Source organism: Myxococcus sp. AM011, assembly GCF_013372595.1.
GTDB lineage: Bacteria > Myxococcota > Myxococcia > Myxococcales > Myxococcaceae > Myxococcus > Myxococcus eversor.
Map to the genome: position 1 here is coordinate 1 of NZ_JABXEM010000257.1, position 16,389 is coordinate 16,389.

The window sequence follows — 16,389 nt, forward strand, 5'->3', positions numbered from 1 at the left end:
GGGTGGAGGCACGCGCGCGGGGACGGGGACGGGTTCATCGCGGTGGGTCTTCGTGAAGCGGGTTGAGCGCTGTGACCTGTTCGCCATGGAGGCGGTGCGTGTGCTGTTCGAAGTGGCGACCGTTTCTGGGTGGGATGTTGGAAGTCATCGCTGGACCCGGTTCGCCAGGGCGCTCGCCCGTTCGGGATGGAGCGCGGGAGCAACTCCGTACCGCGAGGCCGAGCACTGACGGGCCTGTGCACACCTCCACGGTCCGTTCGACATGAGGCGCGGCCACCCTCCCCTGTGGTGACCGGCCACCGATGCGTCATTGATGAGCGCCTCCACGCGAACCCGTTCTCCGGCGCATTGAGCGCTCACCTTCCGGTGCGGTGCTCATCGATGCGCCATCGTCGAGAGCTTCCACGCAACCGGCTCGCCACCATCCGCGCTCGTGGTCCATGAAGTGCGGTGCCAATCAGTGCGTCACCCGGCGATGCGCCTTCATCGAGCACCTCCACACGAACCGACTCGCCGCCTCCATCGACTGCGGGCCGTGAAGCGCGGTGCCCATCAATGCGGCACCCAGCGATGCGCCTTCATCGAGCACCTCCGCATGCGCCGGTTCGCCGCATCCAACTCCCGCGCGCCACGAATCGCCGCGCGACCACCCTCCGATGTGATGCCCGCCGATACGCACCAACGAGAGTCTCCGCAGGAACCGGTTCGCCATCTCCATCGCCCACGCGTCATGAAGCGCATGGGCGACCTCTGAACGGTGCTACCCACCGATGCGGCGTGAACCGGTTCGCGACATTCATCACCTGAGCGATGACGTGGGTGCTTCCGTGTCCGCTGATGCCGCCTCCATCAGCCCCCTGTCAGAAGCGCCCGCTTGAACTGCCCCACCGATTCACCGACCCGTTCGCCACGCCGTCTGGTGCGCGGGCTCCGCGCTGACGTGAACTGGTTCGCCACACCCATCGTCGTTCGGCCTGAAGCGATGCACCGGTGCGTGCGCTGGGTGTCGAAACGCAGGTGGCCCTTGCGGCCTCCATCGGGACGATGCGCTACGAACCTCTCCGCCGTTCCACCTGCCTCCAACTTGTGCCCCCTCAAGTTGGCGAACCCGTGGTGGGCAGCCTCGACCTTGAGCGGCTCGACATCGAATTGGTCTCGCGCACCACGTAGCCCAAGACACGAACCTCACGTGGCGCCGATGCCGTAAGCCATCGAAGCGTTGTCCGGCACCCGCACTTGAAATCACGGGCCACCACACGGCTCGCTCCACGCCAGAACTGGCGAGCCTGAACGCACGGCATCACCACCACATCCGAGGACCGACCGAACCGCCACCCACTCCAGTTGGAACCTGGTGCGGGACCGGGCTTCGTGAGTCCTCATCTCCACCATCAGGACTCCACCGCGGTCACGCCACCAACTCCACGCGGAACGCGACGTCCACTGATGCGCGCTTCGGCTGCACATCAGCGGACCGCGTCGGCGCACGGCATCACGGCGTCTCATGGGGTTCGGGCAGATGACTCTGCAACGTCCGCCACGTCATGCGAACTCACGCACGACAACCACGAGCCGGACATCTGCCAGTCCACGTCATCGGCTCGAGCCCAGCGGCCCGCTCTGTCTTCGCGGATGACTCCCCGTCCTTCCGGCACGCCATCGCGTTCCACGTGGAACACGACACGCGACGCTTCAAGCCACCGCGAAGGCCTCCACATGAAGAACCTGCTCAACGGTCCTCAGCACCACATCGCCGAGGCCGCGAGCCTGTCACGCGCATCACCGCGCGGGGCGCATCCACGCTCCACGTGGAACACGACACGCGACGCTTCAAACCACCGCGAGGGCCTCCACATGAAGAACCTGCTCAACGGTCCTCAGCACCACATCGCCGAGGCCGCGAGCCTGTCGCGCGCATCACCGTTCAGCCGCTTTCGCGTTCCACGTGGAACACGACTCACGCCGCATCAACTGCTCGCGGCAACGCCACACGAGGCGCCGTCCTTGAACCACATCGACCACGGTCCACCACCGCGTTGCCGAACCGCTGGCCCATGGTTCACGGCTCCACGTGAACGGCTTCCGCGTTCCACGTGGAACACGGCATCGAGTCAGCTCAGTTTTCGGCGGCTCGCGCTGACCGCTTTCCCGTTCCACGTGGAACACGATTCGCGTCGCACCAACGACGCTCGGCCACATCCATGGCGCCGGCGCGAACTGACGCACCACTTCTCACCGAGGCCTCAACACGTGGCGCGTGATGCCTCTTCGCTGTTCCACGTGGAACACGAACGCGCATGCATGAGGCTCCGCTCAGCACCGGTGGCTGACCTCTTCCTCTAGTTCACGCACCACCGTGTTCCACGTGGAACGCGCCACACGTCACGCACCCACGAGAGGTCTCCACCATCACCGCGCTTCGCGAAAACACGCGGTGGTGATGGGCTTCTCGTGAAGCCCTGGATGCCGACCTCGGTCGTTCATCGATGAGGTGGCGGAGCTCGGTCATGGCGCATGGAGCGAGCTGCGTTCCACGTGGAACACAGATGCTCGCCAGCGCACGTGCTCGCAAGGCGTCATCAGGTCACGCACCGCTGCCTCACTTCTCCGCGCATCACCGCGCTCCACGTTGAACTCGTTCCACGTGGAACACGGCGCACGGCATCCGCCGCGAACCATCAGCAACCGCCACCACGCAGCGACTCCTCCACCACCTCATCAAGCAAGGTGGAGAAGGCAACGCGCGCGTCCAGGTCGCTTCTCGTTCCACGTGGAACACGGCGCACGGCATCGCTGAACGACCACGAGTTGTCTGCCGCGGGCACGTTGAAAGGGGCACTACACGGCCACCTCTTCAACCACGTGAGGCCAACACGCGGCGCCCATCCGAGCCTCTGCTCGTTCCACGTGGAACACGCCATCGCTGGCTGGCCGAAGCTTCCAGTGCGTTGTCCGGCGTGGGTGCGCGAACGAATTTCTCCGCGTTCTCTTCAACCACGTGAGGCCGACACGCGGCGCTCATCCGAGCCTCTTCTCGTTCCACGTGGAACACGGCATCGCTGGCCTACCGAAGCTTCCAGCGCGTTGTCCGGCATGGGCACGAGGAAGAGCTTCTCAGCGCTCTCTTCAACCACGTGAGGCCGACACGCGGCGCCCATCCGAGCCTCTCCTCGTTCCACGTGGAACACGGCATCGCTGGCCTGCCGAACCCTCAAGCGCGTTGTCCGGCGTGGGCACGCGAGCCAACTTCCCAGTGTCCTCCTCAACCACGCGCGGCCTGGCCACGACGCCCATCCGCGCCTCTTCTCGTTCCACGTGGAACACGGCGCACGGCATCTCGAGTGGGTTGAGGCCTCATGCGAGTTGTTCGACGCCGGCAACGGAGAGGAGCTTCGCGCCGGCCTCTTCAACCACGCACGGCCAACGCGCGACGCCCATCCGCGCCTCTTCTCGTTCCACGTGGAACACGGCGCACGGCCTCTCCGGATGGCTGACGCTTCTCGCGACCCGCCATGCACGGCGGCGCGAAGCAGCCTCATCGACCAGATGCGAACACCAAGAAGGGTTAGCCCCAGCCTCCTCGTTGCCGTTCCACGTGGAACACGGCGCACGGCATCTCTCCGGATGGCTGAGAACTCACTCAAGTCGGCCTGAGCGGCACCACGAAGCGACTTCATCCACGTGAAGGCCAGCGCGGGGTGCGCATCTGCGCTCTTCGCCGTTCCACGTGGAACGCGGCTCGCGGCAACGCCAGGTGGCTCGCTCTTCGCGCGAGTCGATGAGCGCTGGAACCATGAAGGAGCTCCTCGGCGACCTCACGGAACCAGGGCGACGCGCGGAACCCGGAGCCGTGAGCCTGGGGCATGGATGTGGATGGGACCATCACGATGCGGTTGCCGCTGCTCGCCTTCGTTCACGAGAAGCAACCAGCGCGAACACTCATGACGGGCACACCGCTGAGCAGGGCATCACGAGCACCTCGGGTCGGCGACCTCTCAAGAAGAACCGGCGCGTCGCCGCACCCCATGAACTCGTCTCCGTTCAGAGACTCAACCTCACGCGAGCCCTCATGAGCGGGGCGCACCACGGCATGGCACTGCTTCAGGAACCCGCGAGGTGATGCCGGCACCGCACCCGGACCTCACTCCATTCCCCAACCACTGGCGCGCCCCCTCCCCTCCCCACCAACCAGCAGGCCTCGTCACTTCGCCGGCCGACGCCATGCGCGGCACCTCGTTGAAGTCGCCTCACCCGCGCCTCGCGCCACCCAAAGGAGCCTTGCTCGGCATCACCTGCGAGGCCTCACTTCAGAAAACTGACCCAAAGGACCGGACCACCCGCGGACTCCATCGCTCGCGCAACGTGGAGGCGGCCGAAAGTGGCGGACGGCATCCACTCCTCTTCCCCAGCCACTCCCGCATCGAAGACCCGCGAACGAGAAGCTCAAGGAACCCCACGCGAGGGGACATCCGATGGCCACGCGAACCGGGTGCGTTCACATCCTCGTGCCGCGCGAGTGCGCCAACCTCACCCCGACCTGACCAGGACAGGGGTCGCATCGAAGTTCGCGCCAACTCTCGTCACCTCAAGCCCTCCGCCTCCATCGCTCGCGCCTCAGCATCTGGGCCGGAACCCACGCCTCACAAACAAGACCACCCGGCTCAAGTGAGCCTCGCGACGGAGTCCCAGGCGCGCGCCACGAACCATCTGAGTGCGGGCCCAGCCCATGTGCTGGAGCACATGGAGTTCGAACCGTGGCCTCGAGCCTCCAGGATGCGCGCACTCCGAACCGCCTTCCGGCCCACGATTCACGCGCTACGGAGTTCACGTCGTGAGGCTCGAAGGTCTCGGCCCATGACCACGAGCGACTACTTCCCGCGCGCGTTCGAACACCGTCCGGTAGCGAAGCCCTCACCTCAAGACGACGACTCCGAACTTCGCGGTCGGAGCCCACGCTGACACGGCGCCGCATCGGCCCTGTTCCACGTGGAACGAGCATCAACCAGGGCATGGAGCTCCGCATCCGCAACGGGCCTCTCGTGCACATGCTTGGACACTCGCATCAAGTCATGACAGCCGTGCAGCGCTGAGCATGCAGGCATGCTCCTCCTCCAACCTCGTGACCTGGCTTGGGCCGCCGCACTCCAGCATGCCGCACCACGCGGACCTGCGAACTGAGCAGGCTCTTCCGTGTCCGAGAACCTCTTGAATCAAGGGGTCTTCCGAACGCGGCCCTCGTGAGGACAAGCGCGCTCAATCCCCACGGACTCGATACCGCGTCCGTTGCGAACGGTCTTCGCGTCACGCGCACGCTGCGACAACAGGAGTCGCGAAACGCCGCGCCGCGCACACCGAAAAACCTCGGCGCGATGAGTGTCCACACCACTTCATGCAACGGAGTCCACGTCCTTGCTCCAACGCTCGCCGCAACGGAGTCCGTGCCCTGGCTCCGGCGTTCGATTCAACGGAGGCCGCGTCCTGACTCCAAAGCTCGACCCCGCTGATTCATCACCTCAAGCCTCACGAGCAGGCAGGCCAATCCCTGGGGCCCTCCCAGTTTGAGCGAGCGACCCATCAAGCGAGCGCTCTCGCACGGCAATCACCCTGAATCGAAGCAGCCTCCAACCATCTCCCTCACTCGCATGAAGAAACCGCCAGTCCTCCAGGCCACCTGGCAACCTTCCCTCCCCTGCCCCCATACCGAGCCAGCTTCCGCGCGAATGGCAGGTCGAATCACGGCCCGGCGACCGTGGCGCTCGAACCCTTGAGATAGTGCATGGGCCGCACGCCGACAGGCTTCGTGCCCACGCCGCATCGTTCGCGACGACAAGCAAACCTCACTCGCCCGAAGGTCACTCCGTGCTCCCGCTCAAACGCTGGTTGTCGCCCGAAGAAGCCGCCGAGGTGCTCCGTCCCTATGCGGCCTTCCGGCAACGAAGCGCCGGCAACGGCATGGACGTGGACCCCCTGGTCCTCTCCGACGGTTTCGGCGGCGGCGGTGCCGGGCTGTTCGCAGGCGGGCGCGTCTCGTCACTCCAATTGGAGAACAGCCGAGGCTCGACGTTCATCAACGGGGACCTGGTCGTCGATGGCTGGTTCGAAAACCCGGGCGGACTCGTCTTCGTGCGCGGCAACCTCATCGCGCACACCGTCTACACCTCCGAGTACCTCGTCATCCTCGGGGACCTTCGAGTCCGCCGCCTGTTCGGCGCGGACGAACCCCTGGGCATCTGCGTCTTCGGCGATGCCCATGTCGAGAGCGCCATCTTCTTCCACAACCATCAATTCAACGTCTGGGGCACTTCCCACCTGGGCGAGGAAGCGCATGACGAAGTCCACGGACGCGAGGCCGTGAAGCAACGACTCGTCGACTGGGGCCTCATCACCGACCCGCGACAAGAAACACCGCTCGACATGGTCCGAATCAGTCTGCGCGGACTCGCCGAATCATGGGGTCCGCTCTCCGATGAACTGGCCTCGCTTCGATACACGCCGAAGCCCTCTGACCTCGTCGCGGAGCCTCCAGTCCGGCCACCCCGTCCCGACGTCATCCTCGAGCTGGAGCAATGGTTCGCATCGACTCCCCTGCCCCAGCGACAACAGCTCGAAGCACTGCGCACGCAGTGGCTCGCTCGACTTCGTGACTCAACGGTCCGCGCGGAAGCGGCGCGAGTGATTCGCAAGCACCTCAACTCCAAGAAGCTCATCGCGGACCGCGACACACTCCTGCGCGACCTGGATTGACTCCCAAGGCGCATGACCCACGTCTTCACCAGGCGCGCGGCTCAGCGCGCCCACTCTCCCTGGTAGAGCACGACGCGATATCCATCGGGGTCCTCGAAGGTCTTTCCGTGCACGTCCCAGTATGGGTTGTGTGAGCGCACTGGCTGGAAGCCCGCTTGCTCCATGCGCTTCACCCGCGCTTCCCACTCCGCGCGCCGCGGCACGTAGAAGACCAGCAGGTGTTCCGGAGAGGGAGCGCGAGGCGCCTCGTGTCCGCGCTCCACCGTGAACTCCAGATGGTACGGCGTCCCCACCTGGCCGAGCATCACTCCGTCGAAGCCCGCATGGTCCTCGAAGCCTCCCACGAGTTCGAAGCCAAGCCCCTCTCGATAGAACCGCACCACCGCCGTCAGGCTTCGCGTCGGTCGAGCGACTCGCAGCTTGCACATCTCCATCCCAGGTCCGTCCTCACCACGAACGAACCCGATGAAGGCTCGCGCGTCTCACGGTCGTGACGCGTGCGCACTCGATGACGAGCAGCGCTCCGTCCACGATGAAGTCGCGGAAGCATCGCGCCATCCCGGGCGCCCGTGTTCACACACGGCAAGGCAATGGCAGAAGGCCAACGCGTCAGAGCCGTGGGCGATGGGCTCACGCGAGAAACCCTCGCCGCCACCTCACGGATTCGGAGGAGACACGGGCTCCACGAAGTACGCCTGTTTGTGCCGAGGCTCGGACTCGTACGCGGCGGCCAGCTCCCGCGCGCGACGCTCGGTCCGAAATACCGCCACCTCCGCCCGGTTGCCGTGCTCGTCCTGCCGAATCACGGCCCAACCCTGACGCAGGCGGGACTGCCGCACGGGCGGTGTTCCACGCTGCTCGACGGCGTACCACTGCTTGTGCGCCCGAGCCTCCATCCGACGCGCCAGGCACTCCGCATGTCCTCGGCTCGTCATCACACAGACATCATGGCGATGACCCGTGTCGTCCTGTCGGTACACCGCCCAGCCATCCGTCAGCGGCGGCGCTCCAGGGTTGGCCCGCCACACCACCTCGTCGCGCCACCAGTCGAGATGCGCGAGCGCATGGCTCAACTCCTCCTCCGAGGTCATGACATGAAAATCGTCAGTGACCTGCAGATAGAAGACGAAGAACTGGAAGCCGCAGTCCGCGCGCCAACCCCAGTAGTCAGTGGGACCGAGGCCATCCCCCTCCACGTCTCGGAAATGCGGAGGTCCCCAGCGTCGCTCGAAGTCGGCGCGGGACACTCGGGCCGCCGCGACTTCACTTTCGAGGGGCTCGTCGCCACCCCAGACCACCGGCCGGTCCGTCGGAATCGGCTGCATGCGAGGCACCTCCGCACTGAAGCTAACGAGGTCCCTCTCCACCTGCCCGCTCGCTCACTCCCACGGCACCTCAGCAACTGATACTGGATGGCAGTTGTCCGCATGGCGCCACGCGCGCACCTCCACGGTGCACGCGCGAGCCCGCCCTCCCCTGCCCTACTGCTTCGCGAACACCGCGACCTGACGCTCGGCACCAGAGAACGGCAGCCGGTACGCCCTCGCGGAGACCACTCGCAGCTGTCGCTCCTCGGCGCGCGCCGCCAGTTCCGCGTCCGACTGCGACTTGCCGAGCATCGCCACCACGCGGCCCCCCTGCTCCACATACGCCGGCGCCAACGCCAGCCAGTCCGGCAGGTCCCTGAACGCTCGCGCAATCAACAGCTCCGCGCGGGGAATCCCTTCCGTCTCCGGCGTCCCTTCCGCGCGCGCGTGCAACCCACGCACGCCTTGCAACCCGAGGCTCGCCGACGCGGCCTTGATGAACGCGACCTTCTTGCCCACCGTGTCCACCAACGTCACGCCGAGCGCCGGCAACGCAATCTTCAACGGCAGTCCCGGGAAGCCCGCACCCGCGCCCAAATCCAACAACGACGCCGCGCCCGTCACCTCCGGCAACACCGCGAGCGAGTCCAGGAAGTGCTTCTCCAGCACCTCCTCCGGCGCCGTAATCGCCGTGAGGTTCACCTTCGCGTTCCACTTCAAAAGCTCCGCCATCAGCCGCTGCAACCGGGGCCCGACGTCCTCGCCCACCGACACGCCCAACGCCTGGCAGCCGGATGCCAGCAGATCTACGAACCTCGTGTTATCCACAGCGCCTCCACAGCGCAGAGGGCCATAACCCTCCGGAATCATTCAGGGGATTCCCATCCCCAAAGTTGTCCACACGTTGTCCACACCCCCTGTTCTGATCACTCCAGGGGGGTATTGCCCCCGCCCGAGGGGCCCGAGACGCGCTTGAGCGCCACCAGCAACAGCGACACGGCCGTGGGCGTCAGGCCCGGAATCCGCCGCGCCTGCCCCACCGTCGAAGGCCGGTGCGCGCCGAGCTTCTCCGCCGCCTCCTTGCTCAGCCCCCGCACCTCCGTGAAGCGAAAGCCCTCCGGAATCCGCCACCGGTCCGTCGCCTCCGACTCGCGCGCCGCCGCTCGCGCCGCCTGGGCGATGTAGCCCTCGTACTTCACCTCCACCTCCACCTCCTCGGCCACGTCCTCCGCCACCACGGGCCAGTCCGCCCTCCCCTCCCCCAACTGCGCATACGTGACTTCGGGCCGCTTCAGTCTCGCCGCGAGGCCCGTGCGCTTGAGCCGCGCCACTTCCCCGGCCACCTCGCGACCGCGCGCCTCCGCACGCTCCAACGCCTCGCGCGGCAACAACCCCACGCGGTGCCCGTGACGGGCCAGCCGCAGGTCCGCGTTGCCTTCGCGCAATCGCAGCCGGTGCTCGGAGCGACTGGTGAACATGCGGAACGGCTCGTCCACGCCCTTCGTCACCAGGTCATCCACCAGCACCGCGCCATGCGCCTCGTCGCGGCCGAGCAGCAGCGGCGATTCGCCCTTCACTTGAAGGCCCGCGTTGAGCCCGGCCCACAGGCCCTGGAAGGCGGCCTCCTCGTAGCCCGACGTGCCATTGAGCTGGCCCGCGAAGAACAGGCCCGCGATGGACTTCGTCTCCAGCGTGGGCTTGAGCTGCGTGGGCGGTGAGTAGTCGTACTCCACCGCGTAGCCGTAGCGGATGACCTCCACGCGCTCCAGTCCGGGGATGGTGCGCAGGAAGTCGAGCTGCACGTCCGCGGGAAGGCTGGTGGACAGGCCCGCCGGGTACACCAGCGGCGAGTCCGGCCCCTCGGGCTCCAGGAAGACCTGATGCCGCTCGCGCTCCGCGAAGCGCACCACCTTGTCCTCCAGCGACGGGCAGTAGCGCGGCCCCCGCCCGACAATCTCCCCCTGGTACAGCGGCGAGCGGTGGAGGTTGTCGCGCAGCACGCGGTGCGTCTGGAGCGTGGTGGCCGTGATGCCGCACGTCACCGAGGGCTGACGCGGGAACGGCACGCCTCGGGCCCCCTCCTCGCGCGTGCGCCAGGAGAACGGACGCGCCGGGAAGTCACCGTGCTGCGGCTGCACCGCGTCCCAGTCGATGCTCGCGCGCGCCAGCCGCGCCGGTGTCCCCGTCTTGAAGCGGCCCAGCGTGAAGCCGAGCGCGCGCAGCGAATCAGACAGGCCGCGAGCCGCGTCGTCGCCCAGGCGTCCGCCCACCTCTTTCTTCTCCCCCACGTGCATCAGCGCCTGGAGGAAGGTGCCCGTGGTGAGCAACACCGCCGACGCGGACACCTGCGTGCCGTCGCCGAGCAGCACGCCCTTCACCCGAGCGTCCTCGACGACGAGCGTGGAGACCTCGCCCTCGAGCACGGTGAGGTTCGGCTGGGTGAAGAGGACGGACTGCATCAGGGCGGAGTACTGCTCGCGGTCGCACAGCACGCGAGTCGCCTGGACGGCGGGGCCCTTCGAGGCGTTGAGCGTCTTGAAGTGGGTGCCGGCAAGGTCCGCCACGCGCCCCATCTGTCCGCCGAGCGAATCCAACTCCCGCACCAGGTGGCCCTTGGCGGTGCCACCCACGGCGGGGTTGCAGCTCATCACCGCGGAGCGCTCGCGCTTGAGGGTGATTCCCAGCGTGGCCAGGCCCAGGCGTGCGCAGGCGAGCGCCGCCTCACAGCCCGCATGGCCCAGGCCCACCACGATGACGTCGTACCGGAGTCCCATCGCTCACGAGGTCGCCGGAGGGCTTCGGGACCTGACTCGGGCCCGCTCCGTCATGGCACCGAGCACCCTGGCTCCGCGCGCCGCGACCTGTCGAGTCCCTATGTCTCCGGTGCGCCCCCTTGGCAAGCAAAGGGAAGGTTTACGGGAGCGCGCGAGGCGGGCAGTGGGAGGGGTTGAGGGCTGCCTGCCTCGCGCGCACCGGCCATCCTCCGGAAAGTCAGTCCCGTGCGACGGGCTTTCCCTCCGGCCTGGATGGCGATTCAAAAATGTCGGGCGGGCCCGAAGGCGTCGCCGGTACCTCGGAGGCCCCGCGTCTTCGCGCGGCGCCCCTTCCCCCTTGCGTGCGAGAGGGCCCCTGCCGCCTCGCGCGCTTTGACTTCATGGTGTCGCACACACGGAGGGCGGACCTGGGACCGTGGCGGTGAGGGCGCGACGGTAAACTCGAGCTCGAGACTCCGAAGGGTCCTGCACCCCCGTGTGCGCGACGGGGATATGAATAACCGAGGGGTCTGACATGCCGGCTTTCGCCGGGCCGGCCCCTCTGGAGGTGAGTGGGCGCGGACGTAGGTCCCAGGCACTCCCCTCCCCCGCCATCGCCGAGTCCCGGAGCCAGGCGGGGGGATTGTTCCCGGCATGGAACGCTGCGTGGCGCCTCGTGGTGCTGGTCAGCCAGGGCCGGCGCCGCTATCCAGCGTCCACGATGATGAAGCTCCGGAGCACCTCCCAGGGAGTCGCCACCGCGTTGCTCGCGAGCGACCCGTCGAGAGGTCGTCTGCCCGACATCCGGAGCCCGACACGAACTCGCGCGCGTCGCGGTGCGCACCTCACATCTGGGATGGCATGAACGCCCTCACGAAGAAGTCGCCCCCGTCAGGCACGTTGTCGCTGGAGTTGCTGTTAGGGACGCTCACCGCGTTCGCGCCGCTGTCCATCGACATGTACCTGCCCGCGCTGCCACGCATCGCGCAGGACTTGCAGTCGACGCAGTCCATCATCCAGCTCACGCTCGCGTCGTGCTTCGCGGGGCTGGCGTTGGGGCAGCTCTTCACCGGGCCGCTCATCGACCGGTTCGGACGGACACGGCCGCTGTACGCGGGGCTGGCGGTGTATGTGCTGGGCTCGCTCGGCTGTGCGCTCGCGCCCACGGCGACGGCGTTGGTGGCGATGCGCTTCTTCCAGGCGTTGGGCGGCGCGGTGGCGTTGGTGGCGCCGCGCGCGGTGGTGCGGGACTTGTGGTCCGGCGCTGAAGCGGCGCGGACGATGTCGCGCTTGATGTTGGTGGTGGGCGTGGCGCCCGTGCTCGCGCCGCTGCTGGGTGGCTTCGTGCTCCAGCACACGAGCTGGCGGGTCATCTTCGTGTTGCTCGCAATCATTGGCGCGGCTGCCCTGGTCGCGACCTGGAAGGTGTTGCCGGAGACAGCGCCCGAGCACTCCAAGACGAAGAGCATGCGTGCGCGCCTGGGCGAATTGCTGCGGGACGCGGATTTCGTGGGCCCGGCGCTCGCGGGTGGCTTCGCGTACGCGGGAATGTTCGCATACATCGCGGGTGCGCCGTTCGTGTTCATCACGTTGCACGGGGTGAGGGAACAGGACTTCGGTTGGTTCTTCGGTGCGAACGCGGTGGGGCTGGTGGCGATGGCGCAGCTCAATCGCAAGCTGCTGCGCCACATTCCGTTGCACCGGCTGTTGCGTCTGGCATTGACGCTGTATGTGGTGACGGCGGCGGGGGTGATGGCAGTCACGTGGAGTGGGGTAGGGGGCTTCTGGGGGATTGCCGCCGCGCTGTTCCTCTTCGTTCCGACGCTCGGTCTGGTGGGTCCGAACTCCGCCGCCATCGCGTTGGAGCGACACGCCGCGCATGCGGGCCTCGCGTCCGCGGTGCTGGGCGCGCTCCAGTTCACCGCCGCGGCCTCCGCGTCCTGGGCGGTGAGCGTGCTCAATGACAACACAGCGAAGCCCATGGGCGGCGTGGTGCTGGCGGCGGCGGTGCTGGCGTGGCTGTCTGGCGTCCTGGGCCACCGGGCACGCACGCGGGCCGCGAGCACGGAGCCAGCGGCCTCACGTGTCGGGTGAACGTGATGTGTGAAATGTGACGTCGAGCCCGTCGCCCGCACGTGCCATCTCGAGCAAAATCCTCTCATGAACAGGCTATCTTCTCGTGTGGACCCTCGGGTTCCCGCACCGACGTGGGTCCTCTCCTCCATCTGCCTCGCGGGAAGAGGTGCCACCGCATGGACAAGAAGGAACGGTTCGACCGCTCGCGGTTGCCGGAGGGCGTCTCATTCGACCGGAAGGAGGGGCTCTACGCGGAGCTCGGTCCAGACGGCCTGGTGGTGCATCTGGGCGTCTACGAGAACGGTCAGCGCAAGCCCGGCACCTGGGCCCTGAATGTGGCGCCGGATGGGAGCTGGGCGCGCATGGAGAAGACCACGGTCCACGAATGGAGGGACTACCAGGTCCCTCCCGGAGACGCGGAGAGAGCGCTGGCGCAGTGGAGCTCTCTGTGGCTCGACAAAATCGCCGACGCCATGAAGAGCCCATTCCCCGGCATCAACCTCCAATGCACGTTCTGCGAGAAGTACCAGCGCGAGGTGAGACATCTCATCGCAAGCGAGAACGCCTATATCTGCGACGAATGCGTCGGCCTGTGCAACGACATCATCAAAAAGCAGAAGAAGAAGACCGCCTCGAAATAAGGCGTCGGCGAGGTCCGCACCCACGTCGCTCACAGCCCCCGCGCGCGGACATGAAAAAGCCCCGAGGCGCCACACATGGGCACCTCGGGGCTGGGTGCTCAACCCGGTGAAGGGCGAGCCGTCACCGCGTCACGGCGCGGCCTGAGCGGGCACGGGGGCCTTCGCCTTCTTCTCCGCGGTGGCGAAGTCACCGGCCTTCACCTGGGTGACCTTCGTCCAGTCCAGGTGTCGCGACATGGCCTGACGCACGTCGGTCGGCTTGAGCTTGGAGAGCTGCTGCTCCACGCCCGCGTCGAAGGTGAGGGTGCGTCCCAGGTACAGGTAGCTGGAGAGCTTGCGCGCCAGATTGCCATCCTGCGCCCGAGCCGCCTGCCGGTACTCCAGCAGACCCGCGCGAGCCTTCTCCAGTTCCTCCGCCGAGTAGTCCTTCTGCAGCACGTTCGTCACTTCCTCGCGCATCGCCGTCTCGAGCCGACTCGCGTTCTCCGGCGCGTAGATGGCGTAGGTGATGAACGTGCCCACCGCGTCCAAATCACCCGGGTCGATGTTGCTGGCGACCCCGTAGGACAGGCCGTCCTTCTGGCGGATGCGCGTGGCCAGTCGCGAGTTGAGGAAGCCGCCGCCGAGCACGAAGTTGCCGAGCATCAGCGCCGGCCAGTCCTTGTCGTCCTCGCGCAGCTTGAGCGTCTGCCCCGCGTAGAAGTACGCGTTCGCCTTGTCCGGCGTCTCCAGGGCCACGGCCTTGGGCCCCACGTCGTTGAAGACCTCCGGCACGCGCGCGTAGGGCGCCGGGCTCTTCCAGTCGCCGAACAGCTTGCCGGTCTCCGCCACGAGCTCCTTCGAGTCGAAGTCACCCACCACGGCCAGCTCCGCGTTGGCGCCGCCGTAGAACGCCTTGTGGAAGGCGCGGGCCTGCTCCAGCGTGGTGTCCTTCGCGCCGGCGATGCGCTCATCGAGCGTGGGCACGTAGTAGGGGTGGCCCTTCGCATAGTGGCCCGACAGCGTCCGCCAGAAGGCGATGCTGCCCTGCGTCTCCGGCTCGCTGCGCTGCGACTCCAGGTCCGCCAGCCGCGACTGCTTGAGCAGGGCGAACTCCTTCTCGTCGAAGGAGGGCTCGCGAAGAATCTCGGCCACCAGCGCCAGCACCTTGGGCAGGCTCGCGCGCGGGCATTCGATGGACACCGACGCTCCGGCCAGGCCCCCGTCCACGCCGACGCGCGCCTTCAGCTTGTCGAACTCGTCCTGGATTTGCTGCCGCGTGTGCTTCTTGGTGCCGCGCATCAGCATGCGGCCCGCGTACGACGCCGCGTCCGCCTTCCCGCGCAGCGCCGCCTCCGTGCCCCAGTGGAAGGACAGGGACGCGTTCACCATCTCACCGCGCGTCTTCTTGGACAGCACCGCGTACTTCATGCCGCCCGGCAGCTCGCCGCGCTGCACGCGCGCCTCGATGTTGGCGGGGGAGGGGTCGAACGCCTCGCCCTGCGCCACCGCGGCGCGGCCCTTGTAGCCGTCCATCATCTTCGCCATGTCCACCGGCGGCGGCAGCTCCGAGCGCTCCGGCTTCGCCGTGGGGATGAACGCGCCCAGCGTGCGGTTGGAGGCCTTGAGATACGTGGCCGCCACGCGCGTGACGTCCGCGGGCTTCACCGCCTCGATGCGGTCGCGGTGCAGGAACATCAGGCGCCAGTCGCCGGTGGCGGCCCACTCGGACAGGCCGATGGCGGCGCGCTCGGAGTTGTTCAGCGTCAACTCCATCATCTTCACGAGCGTCGCCTTCGCGCGGGAGACCTCCTCCTCGGTGAAGGGCGTGCGCGCCGAGTCCTCCACCGTCTTCAGCAGCACCTCGCGCGCGGCGGCCAGGGGCTGGTCCTCGCGCATGTCCGCGCTGAACCCGATGATGCCCGGGTCGCGGAACTGGTAGTTGTACGCGGACACGTTCGACGCCTTCTTCGTCTCCACCAGGGCCTTGTAGAGACGGCCCGACGGGTGGTCGCCCAGCGCGAGCGTCAGCACGTCGATGGCCGCGAAGTCGGGGTGGCCGCCCTCGGGCACGTGATACACGCTGGCGAGCAGGGTGGTGTCGCCCACGCGGCGCAGCGTCACCTCGCGCTCACCATCCTGGGTGGGCTCGGCGGTGTACGTGGCGGGCAGGGGCTCCGCGGGCTTCTTCAGCTTGCCGAAGGAGGACTGGATGAAGCCCAGGGCCTTCGCCTCGTCGAAGCGGCCGGCCACCACCAGCATGGCGTTATCGGGGCGGTAGTACTTCCGGTAGAAGGCCTGGAGCCGGTCGATGGGCACGTTCTCCAAATCGGAGCGCGCGCCGATGGTCGACTTGCCGTAGCTGTGCCAGATGTACGCGGCGCTGAGGACGCGCTCCTGGAGGATGCTGCCCGGGTCGTTCTCGCCGGACTCGAACTCGTTGCGGACGACGGTCATCTCGCTGTCGAGGTCCTTCTTGGCGATGAAGCTGTTGACCATGCGGTCGGCTTCGAAGGACAGCGCCCAGCGCAGGTTCTCGTCGGTGGCGGGCAGCGTCTCGAAGTAGTTGGTGCGGTCCAGCCACGTGGTGCCGTTGGGACGCGCGCCGCGCTCGGTGAGCGCCTGGGGCACGTTCTTGGTGGTGGGCGTGCCCTTGAACAGCAGGTGCTCGAGCAGGTGGGCCATGCCCGTCTCGCCGTAGCCCTCGTGCTTGCTGCCCACGAAGTACGTGACGTTCACGGTGACGTTGGGCTTGGTGGGGTCGGGGAAGAGGAGCACGCGCATGCCATTGGCGAGGCGGTACTCGGTGATGCCCTCCACGCTCGTCACCGGAGCAAGCGCCGAGCCCTTGGCCTTCGCGGGAGCGGCCTTCGCGGCGGGGTCCTGGGT

At 67.3% G+C, this 16,389-nt stretch carries 9 protein-coding genes; 4 read left to right on the plus strand and 5 right to left on the minus strand.

Annotated features, from left to right (window positions below; translation table 11 throughout):
• A partial coding sequence (locus tag HUW62_RS48185) for a hypothetical protein (protein WP_217911775.1) occupies positions 1 to 229 on the plus strand: 229 nt, incomplete at its 5' end.
• Positions 230 to 5,859: 5,630 nt separating this feature from the next.
• Positions 5,860 to 6,744, plus strand: coding sequence for a hypothetical protein (locus tag HUW62_RS37480; protein WP_176437141.1), 885 nt, complete (start codon positions 5,860 to 5,862; stop codon positions 6,742 to 6,744).
• Between the two features lie 41 nt (positions 6,745 to 6,785).
• Here HUW62_RS37480 and HUW62_RS37485 read toward each other — a convergent pair whose 3' ends face one another.
• The 4 genes from HUW62_RS37485 to mnmG all read right to left on the minus strand — a co-directional run bounded on the left by HUW62_RS37485 (position 6,786) and on the right by mnmG (position 10,825).
• Positions 6,786 to 7,178: a VOC family protein gene (locus tag HUW62_RS37485; RefSeq protein WP_163868624.1), complete on the minus strand. Its 393-nt coding sequence runs from the start codon at positions 7,176 to 7,178 to the stop codon at positions 6,786 to 6,788.
• 222 nt (positions 7,179 to 7,400) lie between these two features.
• Positions 7,401 to 8,069 (minus strand): hypothetical protein, encoded by a 669-nt coding sequence (locus HUW62_RS37490; RefSeq protein ID WP_255203873.1) that lies wholly within the window; start codon positions 8,067 to 8,069, stop codon positions 7,401 to 7,403.
• 156 nt (positions 8,070 to 8,225) lie between these two features.
• Complete coding sequence (rsmG, locus tag HUW62_RS37495) at positions 8,226 to 8,879, minus strand: 16S rRNA (guanine(527)-N(7))-methyltransferase RsmG (RefSeq protein ID WP_163868625.1); 654 nt, start codon at positions 8,877 to 8,879, stop codon at positions 8,226 to 8,228.
• A gap of 98 nt (positions 8,880 to 8,977) precedes the next feature.
• Positions 8,978 to 10,825 (minus strand): tRNA uridine-5-carboxymethylaminomethyl(34) synthesis enzyme MnmG, encoded by a 1,848-nt coding sequence (gene mnmG, locus HUW62_RS37500; RefSeq protein ID WP_176437142.1) that lies wholly within the window; start codon positions 10,823 to 10,825, stop codon positions 8,978 to 8,980.
• Positions 10,826 to 11,665: 840 nt separating this feature from the next.
• Between mnmG and HUW62_RS37505 the strand changes: the two genes are divergently transcribed.
• The gene (locus tag HUW62_RS37505; RefSeq protein ID WP_176437143.1) at positions 11,666 to 12,898 is read left to right on the plus strand and encodes a multidrug effflux MFS transporter; all 1,233 of its coding nucleotides are present in this window, start codon (positions 11,666 to 11,668) and stop codon (positions 12,896 to 12,898) included.
• Positions 12,899 to 13,056: 158 nt separating this feature from the next.
• Complete coding sequence (locus tag HUW62_RS49255) at positions 13,057 to 13,521, plus strand: ClpX C4-type zinc finger protein (RefSeq protein ID WP_240356819.1); 465 nt, start codon at positions 13,057 to 13,059, stop codon at positions 13,519 to 13,521.
• 129 nt (positions 13,522 to 13,650) lie between these two features.
• On the opposite strand, the gene HUW62_RS37515 is transcribed toward HUW62_RS49255, so the two are convergent.
• Positions 13,651 to 16,389: pitrilysin family protein (locus HUW62_RS37515; protein WP_176437144.1), on the minus strand; the 2,739-nt coding region annotated here is incomplete at its 5' end.